Annotated in this window: 21 protein-coding genes and 3 riboswitches; of the genes, 10 read left to right on the top strand and 11 right to left on the bottom strand. The window is 67.8% G+C overall.

Features of this window, described 5'->3' with window-relative positions:
• Positions 1-10 precede the first annotated feature (10 nt).
• From cobM to PNI01S_RS09305, 4 genes are all read right to left on the bottom strand, one after another.
• Positions 11-757, bottom strand: coding sequence for a precorrin-4 C(11)-methyltransferase (cobM, locus tag PNI01S_RS09320; RefSeq protein WP_084357994.1), 747 nt, complete (start codon positions 755-757; stop codon positions 11-13).
• Positions 754-1,170, bottom strand: a complete 417-nt coding sequence (locus tag PNI01S_RS09315) for a cobalamin biosynthesis protein (protein ID WP_037017174.1) — start codon at positions 1,168-1,170, stop codon at positions 754-756. Before PNI01S_RS09315 ends, cobM begins: the two co-directional genes overlap by 4 nt.
• 69 nt (positions 1,171-1,239) lie before the next feature.
• The gene (locus tag PNI01S_RS09310) at positions 1,240-1,959 is read right to left on the bottom strand and encodes a CbtA family protein (protein ID WP_084357992.1); all 720 of its coding nucleotides are present in this window, start codon (positions 1,957-1,959) and stop codon (positions 1,240-1,242) included.
• Between the two features lie 91 nt (positions 1,960-2,050).
• Entirely contained in the window at positions 2,051-2,236 is a 186-nt protein-coding gene (locus tag PNI01S_RS09305; RefSeq protein WP_024764032.1) for a CbtB domain-containing protein, read from the bottom strand.
• Positions 2,237-2,342: 106 nt separating this feature from the next.
• Positions 2,343-2,554, bottom strand: a riboswitch (cobalamin riboswitch).
• A gap of 60 nt (positions 2,555-2,614) precedes the next feature.
• A riboswitch (cobalamin riboswitch) is annotated at positions 2,615-2,809 on the top strand.
• Positions 2,810-3,043: 234 nt separating this feature from the next.
• Between PNI01S_RS09305 and cobW the strand changes: the two genes are divergently transcribed.
• Both cobW and cobN read left to right on the top strand, forming a co-directional pair.
• Positions 3,044-4,096, top strand: a complete 1,053-nt coding sequence (gene cobW, locus PNI01S_RS09300) for a cobalamin biosynthesis protein CobW (RefSeq protein ID WP_084357990.1) — start codon at positions 3,044-3,046, stop codon at positions 4,094-4,096.
• 111 nt (positions 4,097-4,207) lie between these two features.
• Positions 4,208-7,939, top strand: a complete 3,732-nt coding sequence (gene cobN / locus PNI01S_RS09295) for a cobaltochelatase subunit CobN (protein ID WP_084357988.1) — start codon at positions 4,208-4,210, stop codon at positions 7,937-7,939.
• 62 nt (positions 7,940-8,001) lie between these two features.
• Here cobN and PNI01S_RS09290 read toward each other — a convergent pair whose 3' ends face one another.
• The 3 genes from PNI01S_RS09290 to PNI01S_RS09280 all read right to left on the bottom strand — a co-directional run bounded on the left by PNI01S_RS09290 (position 8,002) and on the right by PNI01S_RS09280 (position 9,832).
• A complete protein-coding gene (locus PNI01S_RS09290; protein WP_084357985.1) occupies positions 8,002-8,214 on the bottom strand; it encodes a hypothetical protein in 213 nt (70 codons plus the stop codon).
• Positions 8,215-8,240: 26 nt separating this feature from the next.
• Positions 8,241-8,621, bottom strand: a complete 381-nt coding sequence (locus PNI01S_RS09285) for a hypothetical protein (RefSeq protein ID WP_084357983.1) — start codon at positions 8,619-8,621, stop codon at positions 8,241-8,243.
• 113 nt (positions 8,622-8,734) lie between these two features.
• On the bottom strand, positions 8,735-9,832 hold the full coding sequence (locus tag PNI01S_RS09280) for a 3-deoxy-7-phosphoheptulonate synthase (RefSeq protein WP_084357981.1): 1,098 nt from the start codon (positions 9,830-9,832) through the stop codon (positions 8,735-8,737).
• Between the two features lie 580 nt (positions 9,833-10,412).
• Between PNI01S_RS09280 and PNI01S_RS09275 the strand changes: the two genes are divergently transcribed.
• Together PNI01S_RS09275 and PNI01S_RS09270 are read left to right on the top strand one after the other, a co-directional pair.
• On the top strand, positions 10,413-11,420 hold the full coding sequence (locus tag PNI01S_RS09275; protein ID WP_065083711.1) for a magnesium chelatase ATPase subunit I: 1,008 nt from the start codon (positions 10,413-10,415) through the stop codon (positions 11,418-11,420).
• The gene (locus PNI01S_RS09270; RefSeq protein WP_262499413.1) at positions 11,417-12,082 is read left to right on the top strand and encodes a vWA domain-containing protein; all 666 of its coding nucleotides are present in this window, start codon (positions 11,417-11,419) and stop codon (positions 12,080-12,082) included. The genes PNI01S_RS09275 and PNI01S_RS09270 overlap by 4 nt, the downstream gene beginning before the upstream one ends.
• 82 nt (positions 12,083-12,164) lie before the next feature.
• Here the strand turns inward: PNI01S_RS09270 and PNI01S_RS09265 are convergent, their stop codons facing one another.
• The 4 genes from PNI01S_RS09265 to PNI01S_RS09250 form a co-directional block, all read right to left on the bottom strand.
• The gene (locus PNI01S_RS09265) at positions 12,165-12,788 is read right to left on the bottom strand and encodes a glutathione S-transferase family protein (RefSeq protein WP_065083713.1); all 624 of its coding nucleotides are present in this window, start codon (positions 12,786-12,788) and stop codon (positions 12,165-12,167) included.
• Between the two features lie 138 nt (positions 12,789-12,926).
• Complete coding sequence (locus PNI01S_RS09260) at positions 12,927-13,655, bottom strand: cobalt-precorrin-6A reductase (RefSeq protein WP_024767462.1); 729 nt, start codon at positions 13,653-13,655, stop codon at positions 12,927-12,929.
• On the bottom strand, positions 13,652-14,749 hold the full coding sequence (locus PNI01S_RS09255; RefSeq protein WP_065083714.1) for a cobalt-precorrin-5B (C(1))-methyltransferase: 1,098 nt from the start codon (positions 14,747-14,749) through the stop codon (positions 13,652-13,654). The genes PNI01S_RS09260 and PNI01S_RS09255 overlap by 4 nt, the downstream gene beginning before the upstream one ends.
• A gap of 2 nt (positions 14,750-14,751) precedes the next feature.
• Complete coding sequence (locus tag PNI01S_RS09250; RefSeq protein WP_065083715.1) at positions 14,752-15,963, bottom strand: bifunctional cobalt-precorrin-7 (C(5))-methyltransferase/cobalt-precorrin-6B (C(15))-methyltransferase; 1,212 nt, start codon at positions 15,961-15,963, stop codon at positions 14,752-14,754.
• A 67-nt stretch (positions 15,964-16,030) separates the two neighbouring features.
• Positions 16,031-16,270, top strand: a riboswitch (cobalamin riboswitch).
• Positions 16,271-16,356: 86 nt separating this feature from the next.
• On the opposite strand from PNI01S_RS09250, the gene cobG reads away from it, so the two are divergent.
• The 6 genes from cobG (at position 16,357) to PNI01S_RS09220 (ending at position 22,361) form a co-directional block, all read left to right on the top strand.
• The gene (gene cobG / locus PNI01S_RS09245) at positions 16,357-17,703 is read left to right on the top strand and encodes a precorrin-3B synthase (protein WP_065083716.1); all 1,347 of its coding nucleotides are present in this window, start codon (positions 16,357-16,359) and stop codon (positions 17,701-17,703) included.
• Complete coding sequence (locus tag PNI01S_RS09240; protein ID WP_084357979.1) at positions 17,696-18,322, top strand: precorrin-8X methylmutase; 627 nt, start codon at positions 17,696-17,698, stop codon at positions 18,320-18,322. Before cobG ends, PNI01S_RS09240 begins: the two co-directional genes overlap by 8 nt.
• Positions 18,322-19,062 carry a precorrin-2 C(20)-methyltransferase gene (locus PNI01S_RS09235; RefSeq protein WP_084357977.1) on the top strand — a complete coding sequence of 247 codons (741 nt, stop codon included), beginning with the start codon at positions 18,322-18,324 and terminating at the stop codon, positions 19,060-19,062. The genes PNI01S_RS09240 and PNI01S_RS09235 overlap by 1 nt, the downstream gene beginning before the upstream one ends.
• Entirely contained in the window at positions 19,062-20,711 is a 1,650-nt protein-coding gene (cobJ, locus tag PNI01S_RS09230; RefSeq protein WP_084357975.1) for a precorrin-3B C(17)-methyltransferase, read from the top strand. The genes PNI01S_RS09235 and cobJ overlap by 1 nt, the downstream gene beginning before the upstream one ends.
• A 187-nt stretch (positions 20,712-20,898) precedes the next feature.
• A complete protein-coding gene (locus tag PNI01S_RS09225) occupies positions 20,899-21,396 on the top strand; it encodes a sigma-70 family RNA polymerase sigma factor (protein WP_084357973.1) in 498 nt (165 codons plus the stop codon).
• Positions 21,393-22,361, top strand: a complete 969-nt coding sequence (locus PNI01S_RS09220; RefSeq protein WP_167632559.1) for a FecR domain-containing protein — start codon at positions 21,393-21,395, stop codon at positions 22,359-22,361. The genes PNI01S_RS09225 and PNI01S_RS09220 overlap by 4 nt, the downstream gene beginning before the upstream one ends.
• Positions 22,362-22,389 lie beyond the last annotated feature (28 nt).

Here is a 22,389-nt window from a genome sequence, read left to right as displayed (position 1 = left end):
CGAAGAGCGACTACGGGCGATACAGGTGCGCATGCCCTGCGCTATAGAGCGATGAGTCGGCGAAGCCTTCCGCCCCCAGCACCCTGCCCACCAGGATCAGCGCCGTGCGCTTGAAATCCTTTGCCGCGGCCTTTGCCAGAATATCGCCCAGCGTACCGGTGACCTGGTCCTGGTCCGGCCAGCTGGCGCGGTGGATCACCGCAATGGGGCAATCGGCGCCATAGTGCGGCAGCAGCTCAGCGATGATGTTCGGCAACTGCCCCACACCGAGATGGATCGCCAGGGTCGCGCGGTGCTGCGCCAGTTCGGCAAGGGACTCGCCTTCGGGCATGCGTTTCTTGTGGGCGTAACGGGTGAGGATCAGCGTCTGCGAGATGTCCGGCAGGGTCAGCTCGCAGCCGAGTATCGCCGCACAGGCAGAAGTGGCCGTGACGCCGGGAACGATCTCGTAGGGAATGCCCAGTTCACGCAGGTGGCGAATCTGCTCGCCGATGGCGCCGTACAGTGAAGGGTCACCGGAGTGCACGCGGGCAACGTCCTTGCCTTCGCCGTGGGCCTGCGCCAGCAGCGCGACGATCTCGTCCAGGTTCAGCTCGGCGGTATTTACAACGCGCTCGGCGCTGTGTCCTTCCAGCACCGCTGGCGGTACCAGCGAGCCGGCGTAGAGGATCACCGGGCAGGAACGGATCAACCGCTGGCCCTTGACCGTGATGAGTTCGGGGTCGCCCGGGCCGGCGCCGATGAAATGGACCGTCATGGCTGCTCCTGTTCGGATTCGACGGGGATGAAGGCCAGCGCGCAAGTGGCCTGGTCGCTGCGGCGCTTGCCCACCAGCAGTCGCGCCGGCGCACCGGCCTGGGCTTCGGCCTGCAGCAGTGCCGCGGCTTCGGCCACGCTGGCAGCGCCGATGGCCGTGCGGACCGTTTCGCATGTCCGGTCCAGGCGCGGTTCGCACGCGGTCAGTTGTTGCGGCGTGAACAGCGCCAGCGGCAGGTCGAGGGCGGCGGCCAGTGCTGTCAGTCCTTCCTCGTCGGCCTTCAGCGTGGCGCTGGCCAGCGCGGTGAGGTTCGACTCATCGAGACCGGCCTCGGCCAGCGTCTGCGCCAGCAAGGCGCGCAGTTCATCGAGCGTGCAGCCGCGGCGGCAACCGAGGCCGGCAACCAGCGTCATCAGCAATCTCCCCAAAACAAAACCCCGCAGACGGCCAGGCCGTCTGCGGGGTCGAGCATAACGCCTGGATCAGACCGACGGTGCGAAGCGACGGAACAACCAGGCGGCGCCAAGGCCCAGGGCCGCCCAGAACACCGCGTTGGTAATCAGCGAGGCGACGATGAACTCGTGGGCGATGCTTTCCGGCGCGAGACTGGAATGCACTTCCGGCTGCGGCGCGCCGATCACATGCGGTACCACCAGCAGGGCGATACCGATGCCACGCAGCGCCCAGTTGCGGCCGAACACCAGCAGCGCAAGGCCGCCAGCGGAGGCCGCGGCGGTGCCGATCCACCAGGTCTGGCGCAGGGTCAGGTCGGCGGCGGCGGTGCCGGGCACCTCCGGCGGCAGGCCAAGGGACGGCGCCAGGGTGAACACGGCGAAACCGGCCAGGCCCCAGAGCAGGCCTTCGGAGGTCTTGCCAGGCGCACGCAAGGTGAACAGGCCAGCCAGCATAAGGGCGAAGCCCACCGCGACCACCAGGTTGCCGCCCGTGGTGGAGAGGATGCGCTGCCAGCCGTCTTCCGGCTCCCAGGCTTGCGCGTCGTGCTCGTGGGCAGCCACTGCACCAGCAGCGTGTTCATGGGCGTGCTCGTGGTTTTCTTCGACCAGCGCGGCAGCCGGTTCGGCTTTCTCGTAGGTTTCCGCCTTGAGGATCAGCGGGGACACCCAAAGCAGCTGGGCCACGGTGAGTACCAGCGCCGCGATCAGACCGGCGAAACCGGCGGTCTGGGCGATACGTTTGATCATTGCAATTCTCCAGGCGAGACGAGGCCTCGAACACTGTGAGCGAGCGTGCTGGAGCGCCTCGAATCCGTCGCGCCAGGCGCGACGGCAGGCATTAATGGCAGGGGAAACCCGCACTGTGACGAGTATCGTGGGCGGCGTTGTGCACCGCATCGATGTGCGAGAAGCCAGCGAAGTACACCAGCAGCGCACCGAGCAGGCTGGCGCCAACGGCCAGGCTGATGCGCTTGGAAAGGGGGATGGAAGTGCTCGACGCGTGCGTCAGGGTGCTGCTGGACATGAACGTTCCCTCTGAAGATCAAAGTAAGAGAACGCAGAGGTTGAACGCATTCGAACGCGCCGGAACGGTCGCGCCACGGCCTGCGCCCGCCCACCGCGGGTTTGCCAAAAAACGAAAGTTCCAGGCCGGTCTCCGGGCTTGCGATGTCAGCCAGTGGCCAAGCGGGTCAACCTTCCCATGCCGGAGCACAGTGGCTACTGATGACCCTACGATCGCTTACCGTTGCGGGGGCAGCGCCGGACTGGTCCTTGCGGACGCACCGGCTTCCCGTTTCACCTCGCGCGCGTGGCGCGAGACACCTGAAACCGCGCTAGCTGACCACGAAGCCCCGCAAGCGTCAACCGATCCCCGGCGATTGACCGCCCCGCCATCGCTGCGTAGCCTTCCTCCCTTCGAGGTTCTCCGGCACTGGCCGGAGCTAAGAGGGAACGTGGAAATCTTCGGATGCGCCACGGCTGCCCCCGCAACTGTGAACAGCCTGTCTCTTCACGCGCCACTGCCGATTCGGGCGGGAAGGCGAAGAGATACCAGAGGGCTGTGAGCCAGGAGACCTGCCTCGTAACTGGTTTTCGATCTGCTGCGCGTCGGCCATGCTGCGTTGGAGGATCGCCGTGGACTGCTCTTTGACTACAGTCAACTCCGCGTCCCCGGCGATCCTCCGCCTTGCCTGGCCCTGGCTCGCGAGATCCGGAACCGGTTCGTTATCAACAGACAACCGGGCGGGGTGATCCGGTGGCGACCTTCGTTTCGCGGCGAACCCGCGCGCGCGCCCTTCATCCGCCTTCAACTTCCGCTTGCGAGGCGCGCATGAAAACCCTGGCCAAACTCCCCGTCACCATCGTCACCGGCTTCCTTGGCGCCGGGAAGACCACCCTGCTCCGCCACATGCTGGACAACGCCGAAGGCCGCCGCATCGCGGTGATCGTCAACGAGTTCGGCGAGCTGGGCATCGACGGCGACATCCTCAAGCAGTGCTCCATCGGTTGCAGCGAAGAAGAGGCGGTCGGCCGCGTCTTCGAGCTGGCCAACGGCTGCCTGTGCTGCACCGTGCAGGAAGAATTCTTCCCGGTGATGCGCGAGTTGGTGGCGCGTCGTGGCGACCTCGACCAGATCCTCATCGAGACCTCCGGCCTGGCCCTGCCCAAGCCGCTGGTGCAGGCCTTCCAGTGGCCGGAAATCCGCAACGCCTGCACCGTTGACGCGGTGATCACCGTGGTCGACAGCCCGGCCGTGGCCGCCGGCACCTTCGCCGCCCATCCCGAGCAGGTCGACGAGCAGCGCCAGCAGGACCCGAACCTGGACCACGAATCGCCGCTGCACGAACTCTTCGAAGACCAGCTGGCCAGCGCCGACCTGGTGGTGCTGAACAAGGCCGACCTGCTGGACGCCGAAGCGCTCGCCCGCGTACGCGCCGAAGTCGCCGAGGAACTGCCGCCGGCGGTGAAGATCGTCGAAGCCAACTCCGGCCAGTTGCCGCTCTCCGTGCTGCTGGGGCTGAACGCCGAGGCCGAGCTGCACATCGACAGCCGCCCGACGCATCATGACCACGAGGGCCATGAAGATCATGACCACGACGAGTTCGACTCCTTCCACGTCGATCTGCCGGAAGTGGAAGAGCGCGCCCTGCTCGATGCACTGAACGCACTGGTCGAACGTCACGCCGTGCTGCGCATCAAGGGCTTCGTCGCCATCCCCGGCAAGCCCATGCGCCTGCTGGTGCAAGGCGTCGGCAAGCGCTTCGACAAGCACTTCGACCGCGCCTGGCGCAGCGATGAAACCCGCGGCACGCGCCTGGTGGTGATCGGCCAGGAGCTGGACCAGGCCACTATCGCCAACGAGCTGCGCACCGCCCTCTCTTGATCATGTAGAAGCGAGCTTGCTCGCGAACAAACCTCCGCAGCGGGGCATGGTTCGCGAGCAAGGACTAGGCGTCCCCCTCGGTCCTACAAAAGCAATCTATCGAGCAAGCCCATGCACCTGCTGCGCACCCAACCCGGCGGCTTCGTCCCCGACGACGGCATCGCCGACCTGGCCCAGACGCCCGCCGAGCTGGTGATTCTCTGCAGCGGCGATTCGCACCTGGCGCTGCTCGCCGAGGCCGCCCGCGAGCTGCCGGAGGATTACCCGAGCCTGCGCCTGGCCAACCCCATGCAACTGCAGAACCACGCCTCGGTGGACCTCTACGTCGACGTGGTGTTGCAGCACGCCAAGGTCATCCTGATCTCGGTACACGGCGGCGTCGGCTACTGGCGCTACGGCATGGAGCAACTGGCGGCATTGGCCGAACGCGGCGTCACGCTGATCGCGGTACCCGGCGACGACAAGCCCGACCCCGAATTGGCCGCGCTCTGCAGCGTTGCACCGCAGGACGCCGAGCGCCTCTGGCAGTACCTGCGCCAGGGCGGCCTGGACAATGCCCGGCAGTTCTTCGCCTGCCTCGCCACGCGCCATCTGCAACGCGACTACCCGTGGAGCGAGCCGCAGACGCTGCCGCGCGTCGCGCTGTATCACCCGCAGACCGGCAGTTGCGACCTCGCCCGCTGGCAGGCCGACTGGCACCCGGAGTGCCCGGTGGCCGCCTTGCTGTTCTATCGCACGCACCTGCAGGCGGCGAATACCGGCTTCATCGATACCTTCTGCGAGCACCTGCAGGCCCACGGCATCAATCCGCTACCCATCGCCGTCGCCAGCCTCAAGGAAGCTGCGTGCCTGGAAGCGGTGGAAAACCTGCTCGATAGCGCCGACGCCGAACTGATCATCAATACCACGGGCTTCGCCCAGTCGAACCCGGAAGCGCCGCAGGACCGACCGTTCCGCCGCGACGTGCCGGTGCTGCAAGCCATCTGCTCACTGGACAACCTCGACCTCTGGCGCGCCAACCCGCAGGGTCTCGGCCCGCGCGACCTGGCCATGCACATCGCGCTGCCGGAGCTGGACGGCCGCCTCATCACCCGGCCGATCAGCTTCAAGGGCCTGGCCTGGCGCAGCGAGCGCAGCCAGAGCGATGTGGTCTGCTACCTGCCGCACCGGCCGGGCATGGATTTCGTCGCCGAACTGGCGCGGCGCTGGATGCTTCTGGCGCGCAAGGCCAACGCCGACAAGCGCGTGGCGCTGATCCTGGCGAACTACCCAACCCGCGACGGGCGGATCGGCAATGGCGTGGGCCTGGACACCCCAGCCGCCGCGCTGAATATCCTTCGCGCGCTGGAAGCCCAGGGTTATCCGGTCGCCGGCCTGCCCGATTCCGGCACGGCGCTGATCCAGCAACTGCTCGGCGGCGTCAGCAACGACCTCGACAGCCTCGACCTGCGCCCCTGCGCGCAGAGCCTGGCGCTGGACGACTACCTCGCCTGCTTCGCGCGCCTGCCCGAGGCCAACCAGCAAGCCGTGCGCGAGCGCTGGGGCGAGCCACAGCAGGACCCGATGTTCCGCAACGGCCGGATGATGGTCGCCGGGCTGCGCTTCGGCCTGGGCTTCGTCGGCATCCAGCCAGCGCGCGGTTACCAGCTCGATGCGGCGGCGATCTACCACGACCCGTCACTGGTGCCACCCCACGGCTACCTCGCCTTCTACTTCTGGCTGCGCGAGGTGTTCGGCGTCGACGCGGTGGTTCATGTCGGCAAGCACGGCAACCTGGAATGGCTGCCGGGCAAGGGCGTCGGGCTCTCGGAAGAGTGCTGGCCGGACGCGATCCTCGGCCCGCTCCCCAACCTCTACCCCTTCATCGTCAACGACCCCGGCGAAGGCGCGCAGGCCAAGCGCCGCGCCCAGGCGGTGATCATCGACCACCTGATGCCGCCACTGACCCGCGCGGAAAACTACGGCCCGCTGCGCGACCTCGAACGGCTGGCCGACGAATACTACGACGCCTCGCTGCTCGACCCGCGCCGCGCCACTGAACTGCGCGGCGACATCCTCACGCTGGTGCGCGACACCGCGCTGGACCGCGAGCTGGGCTTGCAGTTGAGCGACGATGCGGAAAGCTGGTTGCCGCAGTTGGACGCCTACCTGTGCGACCTCAAGGAATCACAGATTCGCGATGGCCTGCATGTGTTCGGCGAATCGCCGGTGGGCGAACTGCGCCGTGACACACTGCTGTCGCTGGTGCGCATTCCACGGGGCGACGGACGCGGCGGCAACGCCAGCCTGCTGCGGGCGCTGAGCGAAGACCTGAAGCTTGGCCGCGATCCGCTGGACGAAGCTTTCGCCGAGCCGTGGGAAGGTCCGCGCCCTGATGTGCTGACCGCCGTCAGCGACGAACCCTGGCGCAGCAACGGCGACACCCGCGAGCGCCTGGAGCTGTTCGCCCTGCGCCTGATCGATGGTTCCGCCAGCGCTCCCGGAAGCTCGAGCACGGCGGTCCTCGCGCAACTGCACCAGCAGATCGCGCCAACCCTCGACGCCTGCGGCGCCAGCGAGATCGGCCATCTGCTCGCCGGCCTTGCCGGCCGCTTCGTCCCGCCCGGCCCCAGCGGCGCGCCCAGTCGTGGGCGGGTCGACGTGCTGCCCACCGGGCGCAACTTCTTCACCGTGGACGTGCGCAACCTGCCCACGCCCACCGCCTTCCGCCTCGGCTTCCAGTCGGCCAGCCGCCTGCTCGAACGCCACCTGCAGGACCACGGTGACCACCTGCGCCAGCTCGGCCTGTCGGTGTGGGGCACGGCGACCATGCGCACCGGCGGCGACGATATCGCCCAGGCGCTCGCGCTGCTCGGCGTGCGCCCGGTGTGGCAGGCCGGCAGCCAGCGCGTGGAGGATTTCGAGATCCTGCCGATCAGCCTGCTCGACCGCCCACGGGTGGACGTGACGCTGCGGGTATCCGGCTTCTTCCGCGATGCCTTCGCCAACCTGATCCGCCTGTTCGACGCCGCCGTGCAGGCGGTCGCCGCGCTGGACGAGCCGGACGACCTGAACCCGCTGGCCGCCCGTGTGCGTGCCGATCAGGCACGCCTGCTGAGCGAGGGCCTGGAAAGCGACGAAGCCCGCCGCCAGGCCGGCTGGCGCATCTTCGGTGCGCAACCCGGCGCGTACGGTGCCGGCGTGCAGGGCGTGATCGAGTCGCGCCAGTGGGACAGCCGCGCCGACCTCGCCGAGGCCTACCTGAATTGGGGCGGCTACGCCTACGGAGCCGGCGACGACGGCACCCCGGCACGCGAGCGCTTCGCCCAGCGCCTGTCCGGCCTGCAGGCGGTGCTGCACAACCAGGACAACCGCGAGCACGACATCCTCGATTCCAACGATTACTACCAGTTCCAGGGCGGCATGCTCGCCGCCGCCGAGGTCATCCAGGGGCAATCACTTTCCAGCTACCACGGCGACCACAGCCAGCCGGACAACCCGCGCATCCGTACCCTCAAGGAAGAACTCGGCCGCGTAGTGCGTTCCCGGGCGGTGAACCCGAAATGGATCGCCGGGATGAAGCGCCACGGCTACAAGGGCGCCTTCGAACTGGCCGCGACGGTGGACTACCTGTTCGCCTTCGACGCCACCAGCGAACTGGTCGACGACCACCAGTACCGCCTGCTGGCCGACGCCTACCTGCTGGACGACGACACCCGCGAGTTCATCCGCCAGCACAACCCCGAAGCCCTGCGCGACATCGCCGAGCGCCTGGTGGAAGCGCAGCAGCGCGGGTTGTGGGAGGAGCCGGGGGAGTATCGGGAGATGCTGGAGAATCTGCTGGTGGACAGCGAGGAGCAGTGAGGGAGTTCGCGCTTGCGTAGAGTAGCGTGGAGCGAAGCGATAGCCGTCAGTCCGCTGGCAGTTCAGCCCGAGAACAGGCCAAGTGCCGTCGCCCCCAGCATGACCAGTAGCGCCACTCCCGCTCCACGCACCCACTGCGCTTCCATGCAGTAGGAGCGGGACAACCCCGGTCTTGGATAATGCCCCAGCGTCAGCACCTTCACGATCGGCCAGCCCACGGCATACAACGCGGGGCCGTAAAAAGGCTCAAGCAAGGCATCCAGCACTTCCCACATCTCGTAGCGCTCCCGCATCGAGTCGGTTAGAAAATCGGCCCCCAGCGCAAAAGCCACCGATACATCCACTCCTCCCGGAAGAGAAACAGATAAGCGCTTAACAACGATGGCAGGGCATAGAGCCAGCCTTGCGTCAGCCAGAAAAGCGTAGCGGCCAGGACGATGCTCGCCAGATAGAGACCACGGCACAAGGGCAGGGACAAAACGTCCGGGAAGGGCTCACTCCGACGGAGAAGGCAAAGAATTGTCACCAGCAGCAGCGGCACTCCAAGCCCGGCGACTGAAATGCTTGCTGCCAGCTCGCCAGACGAGACTTTCACGATCGCTACCAACATCAATGGCACGGCGAAGAACAGGCTGGCACATCCCATGAATGCGGTTCGCACCAGCATTTTCCTATCGCTCATCACATCAGCATCCCTGCGAATTGTTGGAGCAGATCATATCCGGGACGACCTCCTGTAGGAGCGGGCCATGCGCGAATCGCGGGCATGGCCCGCTCCTACAAAGTACGTCGGTTTCAACGGCGGCGCAGCCGCTCTGCCGCGTTGAGCAGCAGCGCCTCGGTGCCGCTCCAGCCCAGGCAGCCATCAGTGATCGACACGCCGTAACGCAGCTCGCCGGACAGCGGCTGGCAGCCGTCGAACAGGTGACTCTCCAGCATCACACCACGCAGCGAGCCGTCGCCGGCCAGGCGCTGGTCAAGCACGCTGTCCAGCACCGCCGGCTGGCGCAGCGGGTCCTTGCCGCTGTTGGCGTGGCTGCAATCGACCATGATGCGCGGATCGAGGCCGAGCTTTTCCAGCCTCTGGCGGATCTGCTGCACGCTGGCCGCATCGAAGTTCGGCCCGGCGTGGCCGCCGCGCAGGACCAGATGGGTGTCCGGGTTGCCCTGGGTCTGTACCAGCGAAGGCCGGCCCAGCGCATCGATGCCGAAGTGCTGGTGCGGGTGCGCGGCCGAACGCATGGCGTCGGTGGCAATGCCGATGCTGCCGTCGGTGCCGTTCTTGAAGCCCACCGGCAGATCGAGACCACTGACCATCTCGCGGTGCACCTGCGATTCGCTGGTGCGCGCGCCAATGGCGGCCCAGCCCAGCAGGTCGTCGAAGTAGCCGGCCACCAGCGGTTGCAGCAGTTCGGTGGCGACCGGCAGGCCGCGTTCGAGCATGCCCAGCATCAGCCGGCGCGACAGTTCCAGGCCGCCGGCCATGTCGCCGCTGCCGTCCAGCTGCGGGTCGTAGACCAGGCCTTTCCAGCCGATGGTCGTACGCGGTTTCTCGACGTAGGCGCGCATCACCAGCAGCAACTGGTCGCTCACCTGCGGTGCGAGTTCGGCGAGGCGGTCGGCGTATTCGAGGGCGGAGACATGGTCGTGCAGCGAGCAGGGGCCGATCACCACCAGCAGGCGCGGGTCGCGGCCATCGAGTACGGCGCGGATCGCGTCGCGGCCTTCGCGGACACGGTGGGCCATGGCGGCGGACAGCGGCAGGTGCTGGCGCAGTTCGGCGGGGCTCGGCAGCGGCTGTTCGCGGCGGCGAGCGGAGGGCAGCGGCAGGTCGAGGACTTCGGCGGTGGCTGCGTGTGCTTGGCGGATCAGGGTGGAGGTGGAAGCGTTCATCTGACTGGCATCCTTGGCCGGCGCGGTGGTCGTTCCGCGCTCGGCGCTCTATCTAAGTGTTCGTGGCAAGGCTCGTTGGGTGGCACGCAGCGCGCTGCTAAATCGCCAGTCGGAGTTGCGGTAATAGCGGTAGTCGGTGGTGTAGGCGGTCATGTCTCGATCCTCTGTCTGAGCGTTTTCGCTCGTTTCAATGCGTTGGGCCTTGTGGGCTTTGAAAAACAAAAACCCCGGTCGGGTTGCCGACCGGGGTTTTGGGAAACTGTCTGGTTGGCGACCCTGCTTGCTAGGGCGCCTGTGGGGTATCAGGCGCGCCTTTGGCTAAACCAATACCCATAGAAGAAATAACCGGCAGCAGCGGCCAGGACCTGCGCGCGAGCAACCACGGAGCCAATGGCACCGAGGCGGGCGAGGGACTGGACGGGCAAGCTGGACGGCATGATGTTCTCCGTGGAAGTAGAGCCAAGTTACTGCATCGCGACGCATCGATCAATGACTTGGCTCTATCGTTCTGATGGACATTGGTCGCACCTCCTACGCCCGGTTCGCTACCATGCACGGACGAAATCCGCAGGAATCCCCCATGAGCGCCCTTCCCCACTTCCCCCTGGCCGCCGTCGTCGGCGCCGATGAGCTGAAGCTGGCCCTGTGCCTGGCAGCCATCGACCCCGCCATTGGTGGCGTGCTGATCGAAGGGCCACGCGGGATGGCCAAGTCCACCCTGGCGCGCGGCGTCGCCGATCTGCTGGACGGCGGGCGCTTCGTCACCCTGCCGCTGGGCGCCAGCGAGGAACGCATTGTCGGCACCCTCGACCTGGACGCGGCGCTGGGCGAAGGTCGCGCGCAGTTCTCCCCTGGCGTGCTGGCCCACGCCCACGGCGGCGTGCTCTATGTCGATGAAGTGAACCTGCTGCCCGACCACCTCGTCGACCTGCTGCTCGACGTGGCTGCCAGCGGGATCAACCTGATCGAGCGCGACGGCCTGTCCCATAGTCACCCCGCGCGCTTCGTGCTGATCGGCACCATGAACCCCGAGGAAGGCGAGTTGCGCCCGCAACTGCTGGATCGCTTCGGCCTCAAGGTACAACTGCACGGCACCCCGGCGCCGACCGAGCGCGCCGAGATCGTTCGCCGCCGACTGGCCTTCGATGCCGATCCGCAGGCCTTCCTCATTCGGTGGCAAGGCGCACAGCAAGCGCTGCAACAGCGCTGTATCGATGCCCGGCAAGGCCTTGCCGCGATTGCGCTGGATGATGCTGCATTGAACGAGATCGCCGAGCGCTGCCACGCCGCTGGCGTCGATGGCCTGCGCGCCGATCTGGTCTGGTTGCGCGCAGCCCGTGCCCACGCCGCCTGGCGCGGCGCCAACGCCATCGAGGCGCAGGACATCGAAGCGGTGGAACACTTCGCCCTCGCCCATCGTCGCCGCCCTGCACCAGCGCAATCGGCAACGCCGCAGCAACCTTCGTCCAGGCAGGCGCAAGCACCGTCCAACGCCTCCAACGGCGAAGGCCAATGGGGTGAACTCCCCGCCCAGAACGTCACGATGGGCGAGCGCCGACAGTTGACGGGCTGGCCAAAAAAGCCCTGAGCATCCGCCCGCGCCAGGCCCCAGGCGCGGATGCCAACCCCCGACCCGGCCAACTTGCGGGCGGCCGCGGCGGCGCCCGTCAGCCGGGCGCGCAGGGCCGCATCGACTGGCCCGCGACCCTGCGCAATGGCCGCCCGCAACGCCGCGCCGACCTGGTGCTGCGCGCCCGCAGCCGCAAGCCCGCCGAACTCTGGCTGGTGATAGTCGACGCCTCAGCCAGCACCCGTCGCCACGGCGCCCTCGCCCAGGCCAAGGGGCTGCTCGCCGACACCTTCGAGCAGGCCTATCGCCAACGCGCGCGTCTCGCCGTGCTGCATGCCACCGGCGCACAGCCGCGCTGGTTGTGGCAGGGCCAGAAGGCATCGAGTCAGCTTCAGGTGTGGCTGGAGCAACTTGGAGCCGGCGGCGGCACCCCACTGATCGAAGCGCTTGAGCAAGCCCGCGAATGGCTGGACAAGCGCCAGCGACAGAAGCCCGCCGAACGCCAGCGTCTGCTGGTCCTGACCGATGGGCGCCTGCGCGACTGGCCTGCATTGCAGCCGATGGGCTGCCCGACTGTGCTGGTGGATATCGAGGGTGGCGCGGTGCGACTTGGTCGCGCAGAAAAACTGGCGCAGGAGCTGGGCGCGGAGTATCGGCCTATTGGTGAACTCCCTGCGTGAGCTACCGAGAGCCCCTCACCCCAGCCCTCTTCCAGAGGGAGAGGGCTAGGGGTCGTCCCCTGGCACCGATTTTCCGCTGATCTCAAGGTTCCCCATTACGCCCATGCAACAGGAACCCCGGCCGCTCGCTCAGCCGTTCGTAGTAGGCCGCCACGGCCGGCAGTTCCGGGCGCTGCATGGGCGTCAGGTACCAGCGGTTCACCGACAGGCCAAGGACGACGTCGGCAAGGCTGAAGCAGGCGCCGGTGACGAAGGCACCGGTGCGCTCCAGCTGCCGGTCCAGCAGGGACATGCAATGGTTCCACTGCGCCTCGCTCAGGGCGACGGCGGATTCGTCGGTATGGCTGGGGCTGTTGCGCACACGGGCCATGAATACATAGCGCCAGGCATTGTTCAGTTCGGTGGCCTGCCACCCCATCCATTGCTCCACCAGCGCGCGTTCGCGAGGCGAGTTGGGCAGCAGTTCATCGAGCGGATACTGGCTGGCGAGATAGCTGCAGATGGCATTGGACTCCCAGAGCACGAAGTCGCCGTCGACAAGCACCGGCACCATGGCATTGGGGTTGAGTGCGATGAACTCAGCCGAAGCCGTGGAGCGAAAGCCCGAGCCCCAGTCCTCCCGTTCGTACGGCAGGTTCAGTTCGGCGCAGGTCCAGAGCACCTTGCGCACATTGATCGATGAAGCGCGGCCGAGAATTCGCAGCATGGTGTCACTCCCTGTGAAAACCGGGGCCCAGCATAGAGGTGCGCCGGCCACCGGAGAAGCTTCATGACGGTTCTGCAGGAGCGAGCCTGCTCGCGAACCATGACGACGCTGTGAACGCTCCTCGTTCGATGCGTTCCCTCATTCCGCCAGCAGGCGTTCCAGCGCCTCCCACAGCGACTCAACGCTGTCGAACTCCCGCGCCACGAGCGGCAACGCCGGGCGCGCCAGAATCAGTACCGGCACGCCCCGCTCGCGAGCGACCTGCAGCTTCGGCTCGGTGGCCTGGCTGCCGCTGTTCTTGCTGATCAGCACGTCGGTACCCAACCGCGCGAACAGCTCGCGCTCGCCCTCCAGGGTGAACGGCCCGCGGGCGCCCAGTACTTCGGCGCGCGGATTACCTGGGAGGTTTTGCAGACAGCGCACCGTCCAGTGCTGGTGGGCGGGAATTTCATCGAGGTGCTCCAGCGGCTCACGCCCCAGGGTGAACAGCGGACGGCGAAAATCCTTCAGTGCGCTGATCAACCCGGGCCAATCGGCGACCTCGCGCCAATCATCGCCAGCACCCGACTGCCAGCCGGGCCGCCGCAGCGCCCAGCACGGCACACCGGCCAGCCCCGCAGCACGGGCGGCGTTGGCGCTGATCTGCGCAGCATAGGGATGGGTCGCATCGAGCAGGAGGTCGAAGCCCTGTTCGCGGATGAATCCGGCCAGGCCTTCGGCGCCACCGTAGCCACCCACGCGCACTTCGCAGGCGAGGTCGTCCGGTACCTTGCCGAGGCCGGCCAGGCTGTAGAGATGCTGCGGTCCCAGCCGTCGCGCGATAGCCAGCGCCTCACCGATTCCGCCCAGCAGCAGCACCCGTTTCATCGCACCTCCAGCGCCTCGCCCACCAGGTTGCCCTGGCGGTCGATGGCGAAGACTTCCAGCGTTACTTCAAGGGGCACGATACGCCGGGCGAAGGCCAGCGCGCGGGCGCACACCGCATCGCCCAGGGCGATGCCCTCGGCACGGCACAGCGCCAGCGCCTGCTGGCTGGTGTTGGCCTCGCGCATGCGCTGCTGCAAGTCTGCCGAGGCACCGATGTCCGCCGCCCACTCGGCCAACTGCGGCAGGTCGATGCTGGAATGCCGGCTGTGCAGGTCCATGTGGCCGGCGGCGAGCTTGCTGATCTTGCCGAAGCCGCCGCAGACGCTGAAGCGCTCCACCGGCACCTTGCGCAGGTGCTTGAGCGCGGCGCCGGCGAAGTCGCCCATCTCGATCAGCGCGGTGTCGTCGAAACCGTAGCGGCGGCGCATGGCGTCCTCGCTGGCGTTGCCGGTGCAGGCGGCAAGATGGCGGAAGCCGTTGGCGCGGGCGACGTCGATACCCTGCTGGATCGAGGCGATGTAGGCCGAGCAGGAGAACGGCCGGACGATGCCGGTGGTGCCGAGAATCGACAGACCGCCGAGGATGCCCAGGCGCGGGTTCATGGTCTTCTGCGCCAGCTCGGCGCCGCCCTCGATATGGATCGTCACCTCGAAGCCGCCGGCATAGCCACATTCGGCCGCCAGCGCGGCGAGGTTGTCACGCATCATCTGCCGCGGCACCGGGTTGATCGCCGGCTCGCCCACCGGCAGCACCAGCCCGGGTTTGGTCACCGTGCCGACACCGTCCCCGGCATGAAAACGCACACCCGGCTCATCGCTCAGCACGACACGGGCAAATACCAGCGCGCCATGGGTCACGTCCGGGTCGTCGCCGGCGTCCTTCAGCGTGCCGGCTTCGGCACCTTCAGCAGTAAGCCGGCAGAACTCCAGGCGCAGGGTCGCGCAACGCGCCTTGGGCAGGGCGATCTGCGCGGCATCCAGCGCTTCACCGGTGAGCAGCAGGCGTGCTGCCGCGAGGCTGGTGGCCGTAGCACAACTGCCGGTGGTGTAGCCGCTGCGCAGCAGGCGTGGCTGCTCCGGGGTTTCTTCGCGCATGCTCACTCGGCCAGCGGCTTCCAGACTTCCAGCAAAGTGATCGGCAGCGCCGCGCGCCAGGTGTCGAAGCCACCCAGCGGCTGGGCCTGGGACACCGACAGGCGGGTCAGCTCGCCACCGATGCGCGCGCGCCAGCTCAGCAGCATGGATTCGCTCTGCAGGGTGACGGCATTGGCCACCAGGCGGCCGCCGGGTTTGAGCTGCTCCCAGCACTGGTCGAATACGCCGGGCAGAGTCACGCCGCCGCCGATGAAGATCGCATCCGGACGCTCCAGCCCCTGCAGTGCTTCCGGCGCGGCGCCGCAGACCAGTTGCAGCGCCGGTACGCCGAGGGCATCGCGATTGAAGCGGATGTGCTCCTGGCGCCCTTCGTTGGCTTCGATGGCCAGCGTGCGGCAGCTCGGATGTGCGCGCATCCATTCGATGCCGATGGAGCCGCAACCGGCGCCGACATCCCAGAGCAGCTCGCCCGGTTTCGGCGCCAGCCGCGCCAGGGTCACGGCGCGTACATCGCGCTTGGTCAACTGACCGTCGTGGCGATAGTCATCGTCGCGCAGGCCGACCGTGAGCGGCAGGCGCTGCGCGTGTTCACCGGCGATGCACTGCACCGCCAGCAGATTCAGCGCAGCCGCCTGCGCCAGCGACCAGTCATTCGCCAGACCATCGATGCGTCGTTCGTGGTCGCCGCCCAGGTGCTCCAGCACGCTGAGCCGGCTCGCAGCAAACCCCCGCTCGCGCAACAGCGCAGCAACGGCCGCAGGACTGTCGCCGTCATTGCTGAGGATCAACAGCTTCACACCGTCGTGAATCTGCGCATTGAGCGCCGCCAATGGCCGCGCCACCAGCGACAGCAACGTGCAGTCCTGCAATGCCCAGCCCATCCGCGCGGCAGCCAGCGAGGCGGAGGACGGAGCGCAAAGCACGCGCATTTCCTCGGCCGGAACCTGGCGGGCCAGGCTTGCGCCGACGCCGAACCACATCGGGTCGCCGCTGGCCAGCACGCAGGTCGGCTCGCCGCGCCGGCGCAGCACCGGCTCCAGGCTGAACGGGCTCGGCCAGGCCTGGCGGTTGGCGAGCAGGCAGTGCGGCAGCAGCTCCAGCTGGCGCGGCGCGCCGATCACTTCGCTGGCGGCGAGCAGGGCACGGCGCGCGGCCTTGCCGAGGCCGGCGTAACCGTCCTCGCCGATGCCGACGATGGTCAGCCAGGGCGTCATGAAAATTCCTCGAGAGTGCGACGATCGATCCGACGGGCAGGCTTTTCCTGCCTTCGGGCAAAGCAGGCATAATACCCGCTTCGTCGGTGCTCGTAGGACGCTTCGCCCCTATCGGTGAGGTTTCCGGGAGCCGAAGAGGGAACACGGTTAAGCCGTGGCTGCCCCCGCAACTGTAAGCAGCGAGTCCGCGCAATGCGGCGCCGCGGGACAACGTTCCGTGCCGCCGGCCAGGCCACTGGGCAACCGGGAAGGCCGCGCTGGATGAGGACCTGCCAGCCAGGAGACCTGCCGACGAAACCAGTCGCGTGTGCAGACATCGAGCGGGGTGTATCGGTGTCGTGAAGTCCCCTGTGGGGATTCGCAGGTCACCGCGACCCAGCCCTGGTGACCTCAGTGCAAGACACATCCGCTCTGCCCGTCCGCCCGCATGCCTGCCCCGGCCTGCTGCGCATCGTGGCCTCCCGCGATGGCGGCATCTGCCGCATCAAGCTGCCCTGTGGGCAGCTCGACGCCCACGCTGCGCGAGCCATTGCCCAGGCCGCCGAGCGCCATGCCGATGGCGTGCTGGAAGCGACCAACCGCGCCAATCTGCAGATTCGCGGCGTGCATGCTGGCGCTGAAAATGCGCTGAGCCATGAATTGTTGAGCGCCGGTCTCGGCCCGCGTGAATTGGCGTCGGATGATGTGCGCAATCTGCTGGTCAGCCCGGCGCTCGGCCTCGACGCCGCCACGGCTTTCGACGCTGCTCCGCTGGCCCGCCAACTGCTCGACCTGCTGGAGCGCACCCCGCGCTTCCATGGCCTGTCGCCCAAGTTCGGCATCCAGCTCGACGGTGGCGAAGCCCTGGCAATGCTGGAGCACCCCAACGATCTCTGGCTGTCGGCGATGTCTGACGACGCAGCACCGCTGTTCGCCTTCGGCCTGGCCGGTTGTCCGCCACGCAACGAGACGGATCGCCCCGCCCTTGCCGCCGTCAGTGCCGAGCAGGTGCCGCTGCTGGTGGAAACCTTGCTGCAGCTGTTCCTCGACCTCGCCGGCGACGGCCAGACGCGCATGCGCCACCTGCGCGAAATGCTCGGCGACGAAGTGCTGCTGGAGCGCCTGCAGCAACGCCTGCCCTTTGCGCTGCAACTCGGACCCGCTGTGGATAACTGGCGGCGCCCTGCAGCACAGGCTTTCGGCCATCTCGGGATTCAGCCTCAGCGCCAGCCAGAAAGCACCATGGTCGGCGCGGGATTCGTCCTCGGCCGCCTCGACAGCGCCACACTGTTCGGCCTCGCCGATCTCGCCGAGCGCTTCAGTGGCGGGCAGCTGCGGCTGACACCCTGGCAAAGTCTGATCCTGCCGGAGGTGGCCCAGGTGGATGCCGCCGTTGCACTCGGCGCACTGGGCGGCCTCGGCCTGGTGATCGACGCTGCGCAGCCGCTGTCGCGCATCGTCGCGTGCAGTGGCTCCAGCGGCTGTGCGCGCGGGCTGGCCGATACCAAGGCCGATGCCTTGCGCCTCGCCGAACGCCTGCGCCACGCGCCACCAGCCGGCGTGCATCTGTGCGGCTGCCCACGCTCCTGCGCCGCCGCCCACGTCGCCCCCTACACCCTGCTGGCCGTCGCCGACGGCCGCTATGACCTGTTCCGTCGCGCCGATGGCGTGGCCGGCTTCGGCCAGCCGCTGGCGCGCAACCTTTCCCTCGATGCCGCCGGCGACCTACTGGCCGCACCTGGAGACTCCATCGATGCTTGATTACATTCGCGACGGCCAGGCGATCTATCGCCAATCCTTCGCCACCATCCGCGCCGAAGCCGACCTCACCGGCATCCCGGCCGACCTGGAGAAACTGGCCGTGCGCGTGATCCACGCCTGCGGCATGGTCGACGTGGTGCAGGACCTGCGCTTCTCCGCAGGCGCCGGTGCCATCGGCCGCGCGGCGCTGGCCGCGGGCGCGCCGATCCTCTGCGATGCGCGGATGGTCGCCGAGGGCATCACCCGCGCGCGCCTGCCGGCACACAACGAGGTGATCTGCACCCTCAACGATCCGAACGTCCCGACGCTCGCCCGCGAGCTGGGCAACACCCGCTCGGCGGTGGCCCTGGAGCACTGGCGCGAGCACCTCGAAGGCGCCGTGGTGGTGATCGGCAACGCGCCGACCGCCCTCTTCTACCTGCTGGAAATGCTCGACGCCGGCGCACCGAAACCGGCACTGATCCTCGGCTTCCCGGTGGGCTTCGTCGGCGCCATGGAGTCCAAGGATGCACTGGCCGCCGACAGCCGTGGCGTACCCTACGTGATCGTCCGCGGTCGTCGTGGCGGCAGCGCGATGGCGGCCGCGGCGGTGAACGCACTCGCCACGGAGGTGGAGTGATGGCCGGCCGCCTGATCGGCCTGGGCGTCGGCCCGGGCGACCCGGAACTGCTGACCCTCAAGGCGTTGCGCCTGCTGCGCGCGTCCCCGGTGATCGGCTACTTCGTGGCCAAGGCCAAGCACCACGCAGGCCAGGGCGGCAATGCCTTCGCCATCATCGAGGAGCACCTGCTGGAAACTCAGCAGCGTCTGCCGCTGGTGTACCCGGTGACCACCGAAAAGCTCGAACCGCCGCTGACCTACGAAGGCGTGATCAGCGACTTCTACGACACCGCTGCCGCCCAGGTGGCCGAGCATCTGGACGCCGGCCGTGACGTCGCGGTGATCTGCGAGGGCGATCCCTTTTTCTACGGCTCGTACATGTACCTGCACGACCGCCTTTCGGATCGGTATGACACCGAAGTCGTACCCGGCGTCTGCTCGATGCTCGGCAGTGCGGCCGTGCTCGGCGTACCGCTGGTGTACCGCAACCAGAGCCTCTCGGTGCTCTCCGGCGTGTTGCCGGAAGACGAACTCAAGCGCCGCCTGGCCGACGCCGACGCGGCCGTGGTGATGAAGCTCGGCCGCAATTTCGACAAGGTCCGCCGCGTGCTGCGCGAGCTGGGCCGCGACGACAGCGCGCACTACGTCGAACGCGCGACCATGCGCGAGCAGCGTATCGTCGCACTGGATGACGTGGACCCGATGGCGTCGCCCTACTTCTCGATGATCGTCATCCCCGGCCAGCGGTGGAACGGCTGATGCGCACCGCTATCGTCATTCTCGGCCAGGGCGCACTGGCCACTGCCCGGCGCCTGCAGAAGGTTTATCCACAGGCGCGCGTGATGGGCCTGAAGGACCGAGTTGAAGGCGCCGACGAGTCTTACGCCAACTTCGGCGATACCCTGCGCCAGCTCTACCGCGACGACACCCCGATCATCGCCCTGTGCGCCGCCGGCATCGTCATCCGTACCCTTGCCCCGCTGCTCGAGGAGAAGGGCGCCGAACCGCCGGTGCTGGCCGTCGCCGAAGACGGCAGCGCCGTGGTACCGCTGCTCGGCGGACTCGGCGGGGTGAATCGCATCGCCCGCGAAATCGCCACCGCACTGGAGGTGGCGCCGGCCATCACCACCAGCGGCGAGCTGCGTTTCGGCGCCTGCCTGCTCGATCCGCCGCAGGGCTACGCGCTGGCGGACATCGAACAGGGCAAACGCTTCGTCTCCGACCTGCTGGGCGGCGACACGCTGCGCATCGAAGGCGACGCTCCCTGGCTGGACAAGCTGGACCTGCCGCTGGCCGAAGACGCCGCGCATACCTTGCGCATCGATGCGGGCGCCGATGGCATCGCACACAACGAACTGCGCATCCACCCGCGCGTCGTGCTGGCTCATGTCACGCTGGTGGATTCGCATCTGCCTGAGCGCATCCACCAGGGCCTGGCGCAAGCCGGACTGGCAAAGGCATCGCTGGCGGCGGTCATCGCCCCGCGCTGCCGCATGGCCGATCCGGCCCTGGCAGAGGCCGCCAGCGAGCTGGGCGTGCCGCTGCGCTTCATCGGCAACGACAGCGAGCTGCCGCCGCCCGTGCTGCACGGCGACTCCTTCCACCTGCACCGCGCCGCGACGCCGGTCGAAGCCCACGGCATCGGCCAGCCACGCGGCAAGCTCAGCGTGATCGGCCTCGGCCCCGGCGCCAGCGACTTCATGATCCCCGCCGTGCGCCGCGCCCTGGACGAAGCCCAGGACCTGCTCGGCTACGAAACCTACGTGAAGATGGCCGAGCCGCTGCGCGAGGACCAGGTGCGCCACTGCACCGACAACCGCGAGGAAATGCAGCGCGCCCGCCACGCTTTCGAGCTGGCCGCCAGCGGGCGCCGGGTTGTCGTCATTTCCTCCGGCGACCCCGGCGTATTCGCCATGGCCGCCGCCGTGATGGAAGCCCTGCACGAGAGCGAAGACCCGCACTGGCATGGCGTGGAGCTGGAGGTGCTGCCGGGCGTATCCGCCGCACTGGCCGCCGCGGCCAAGGCCGGGGCGCCGCTGGGGCACGATTTCTGTCTGATTTCCCTGTCGGACAACCTCAAGCCCTGGGAAACCATCGAGAAGCGCCTCGACCATGCCGGCGCCGCCGACCTGGCCATGGCCTTCTACAATCCGATCTCCAAGGCGCGACCGTGGCAGTTGGGGCGCGCGCTGGACATCGTCCGCCGCCACCGCACGCCGGAAACCCTGGTGGTGCTCGGCCGCGATATCGGCCGCCCGGCGGAAGCCCTGCGCGTCGTCACCCTCGGCGAACTGGAGCCGGAGATGGTGGACATGCGCACCCTGGTGATCATCGGCTCGTCGCTGACCCGACGCTTCTCCCGTGCCGGCGGTGGTGACTGGGTGTACACGCCGCGCTGGTATCGCTGAGGAAAGGCACGAGGCCTATTTGTAGGAGCGAGCTTGCTCGCGAACAGATTTCCCGGCAGCTCCGGTGCCGAACAGTTCGCGAGCAAGCTCGCTCCTACAGGAAACACCGGAGCCTCAGACATATCTTGCAAATGGCCATCGCCTTGTTGAAAATGCGATAAATTATCATTTGCAGTTTTGCGCACCCATGTCTTCCACCTACGACGTCCAGTCGCTCTACAGCGACCATCACGGCTGGCTGCACAACTGGTTGCGCGGCCGGCTGGGCAATGCCGCCGATGCCGCCGACCTGGCGCAGGACACCTTCGTGCGCGTGCTGTTGCGGCCCGAGCGCAGTGAGCTGCGCACTCCGCGCGCCTTCCTGCGGACCGTGGCCCGAGGCCTGGTGATCGATCACTGGCGCCGCGAGGAACTGGCGCGCGCCTACCTCGAATCCATCGCGCACCTGCCCGAGGCACAAGTCCCCTCGGCGGAGGCCCAGCACAGCATCCTGCAACTGCTGGAAAACATCGCCCGCCTGCTCGATGGGCTCAAGCCCAAGGTGCGCAGCGCCTTCCTGCTGGCCCAGTGCGAAGGCATGCCGCATGCGCAGATCGCCGAGGAACTGGGCGTTTCCGTGCGCTCGGTGGAGCGCTACGTCGCCGAGGCGCTGTTCCACTGCTACCAACTGCGGTACGCCGAATGAATGGCACCACACCCGATCCACGGGTGGTGAAGCAGGCGATCCAGTGGACCCTGCGGCTGAACGGCAATGCCGATGCCGAACTGCGCAACGCCTGCGAACACTGGCGCCAGGCCAATCCCGAACACGAAACCGCCTGGCTGCGGGTGCAGGCGCTGAACAGTGAACTGGCGGCCAGCTACCAGGCAGTGCCCGGTGCTCGGGTGGCGCTGGAAACCCTGGAAAGCTCCACTCAGCGACTGCAGCGGCGCCAGGCGCTCAAGCTGCTGTCGACCTTCGCCGTCGGCGCCTCCGCGCTGTGGCTGGCCCGCGAGGTCGCGCCCTGGCAACGCTGGATGGCGGACTTCAGCACAACCGTCGGCGAGCGCCAGCGCTTCACCCTGACCGATGGCAGCGTGCTGCAACTGAACACCGACAGCGCGGTGAATGTGCGCTTCGATACGAACCAGCGCCTGCTGCTTCTGGAGCGTGGCGAGATCCTGCTGAGCACGGCCAAGGACGCCTCACGCCCACTGCGGGTGAGCAACCGGGATGGTCTGTTCGAGGCGCTGGGTACGCGGTTTGTCCTGCGCCAGGACGAGCGCAGCACACGCCTGAGCGTCGAGGCAGGCTCGGTGGCCATCGCTCCGCGCGTGCGCGGTCAGACCACTGCCATCGCCGAGCCCGGACAGACCTTCGAGATCAACGGCGACAGCGCCCTCCTGGCCGAACGCAGCAACATGGACAGCGCCGCCTGGGCCGATGGGCTGATCGTTACCCGCGACATGCGCCTGGCCGACTTCCTCGCCGAGATCGGCCGCTATCGCCATGGCCACCTGCACTGCGACGAAAGCGTGGCCGACTTGCGGCTCTCCGGCGTATTCCGCCTGGACGATACCAATCAACTGCTGGCCCTGCTGCCGCAGACGCTGCCGGTGCGAGTGGAGAAGCGCACCGACTGGTGGGTGACGGTCAGCGCGCGGAGCTGAATGGGAAGATCGGCGCTCGGCCCAACAC

It is taken from the genome of Pseudomonas nitroreducens NBRC 12694 (assembly GCF_002091755.1).
In the GTDB taxonomy this organism is placed as follows: Bacteria; Pseudomonadota; Gammaproteobacteria; order Pseudomonadales; family Pseudomonadaceae; genus Pseudomonas; species Pseudomonas nitroreducens.
The sequence above is the reverse complement of the archived record's forward strand: the minus strand, read 5'-3'. Positions and strand labels throughout refer to the sequence as shown.

What these genes read in the sequence shown, in the direction of transcription:
- cobM (WP_084357994.1), bottom strand. Translation starts at nt 757, where the DNA reads ATGACGGTCCATTTCATCGGCGCCGGCCCGGGCGACCCCGAACTCATC.
- PNI01S_RS09315 (WP_037017174.1), bottom strand. Translation starts at nt 1,170, where the DNA reads ATGACGCTGGTTGCCGGCCTCGGTTGCCGCCGCGGCTGCACGCTCGAT.
- PNI01S_RS09310 (WP_084357992.1), bottom strand. Translation starts at nt 1,959, where the DNA reads ATGATCAAACGTATCGCCCAGACCGCCGGTTTCGCCGGTCTGATCGCG.
- PNI01S_RS09305 (WP_024764032.1), bottom strand. Translation starts at nt 2,236, where the DNA reads ATGTCCAGCAGCACCCTGACGCACGCGTCGAGCACTTCCATCCCCCTT.
- cobW (WP_084357990.1), top strand. Translation starts at nt 3,044, where the DNA reads ATGAAAACCCTGGCCAAACTCCCCGTCACCATCGTCACCGGCTTCCTT.
- cobN (WP_084357988.1), top strand. Translation starts at nt 4,208, where the DNA reads ATGCACCTGCTGCGCACCCAACCCGGCGGCTTCGTCCCCGACGACGGC.
- PNI01S_RS09290 (WP_084357985.1), bottom strand. Translation starts at nt 8,214, where the DNA reads ATGTGGGAAGTGCTGGATGCCTTGCTTGAGCCTTTTTACGGCCCCGCG.
- PNI01S_RS09285 (WP_084357983.1), bottom strand. Translation starts at nt 8,621, where the DNA reads ATGAGCGATAGGAAAATGCTGGTGCGAACCGCATTCATGGGATGTGCC.
- PNI01S_RS09280 (WP_084357981.1), bottom strand. Translation starts at nt 9,832, where the DNA reads ATGAACGCTTCCACCTCCACCCTGATCCGCCAAGCACACGCAGCCACC.
- PNI01S_RS09275 (WP_065083711.1), top strand. Translation starts at nt 10,413, where the DNA reads ATGAGCGCCCTTCCCCACTTCCCCCTGGCCGCCGTCGTCGGCGCCGAT.
- PNI01S_RS09265 (WP_065083713.1), bottom strand. Translation starts at nt 12,788, where the DNA reads ATGCTGCGAATTCTCGGCCGCGCTTCATCGATCAATGTGCGCAAGGTG.
- PNI01S_RS09260 (WP_024767462.1), bottom strand. Translation starts at nt 13,655, where the DNA reads ATGAAACGGGTGCTGCTGCTGGGCGGAATCGGTGAGGCGCTGGCTATC.
- PNI01S_RS09255 (WP_065083714.1), bottom strand. Translation starts at nt 14,749, where the DNA reads ATGCGCGAAGAAACCCCGGAGCAGCCACGCCTGCTGCGCAGCGGCTAC.
- PNI01S_RS09250 (WP_065083715.1), bottom strand. Translation starts at nt 15,963, where the DNA reads ATGACGCCCTGGCTGACCATCGTCGGCATCGGCGAGGACGGTTACGCC.
- PNI01S_RS09240 (WP_084357979.1), top strand. Translation starts at nt 17,696, where the DNA reads ATGCTTGATTACATTCGCGACGGCCAGGCGATCTATCGCCAATCCTTC.
- PNI01S_RS09235 (WP_084357977.1), top strand. Translation starts at nt 18,322, where the DNA reads ATGGCCGGCCGCCTGATCGGCCTGGGCGTCGGCCCGGGCGACCCGGAA.
- cobJ (WP_084357975.1), top strand. Translation starts at nt 19,062, where the DNA reads ATGCGCACCGCTATCGTCATTCTCGGCCAGGGCGCACTGGCCACTGCC.
- PNI01S_RS09225 (WP_084357973.1), top strand. Translation starts at nt 20,899, where the DNA reads ATGTCTTCCACCTACGACGTCCAGTCGCTCTACAGCGACCATCACGGC.
- PNI01S_RS09220 (WP_167632559.1), top strand. Translation starts at nt 21,393, where the DNA reads ATGAATGGCACCACACCCGATCCACGGGTGGTGAAGCAGGCGATCCAG.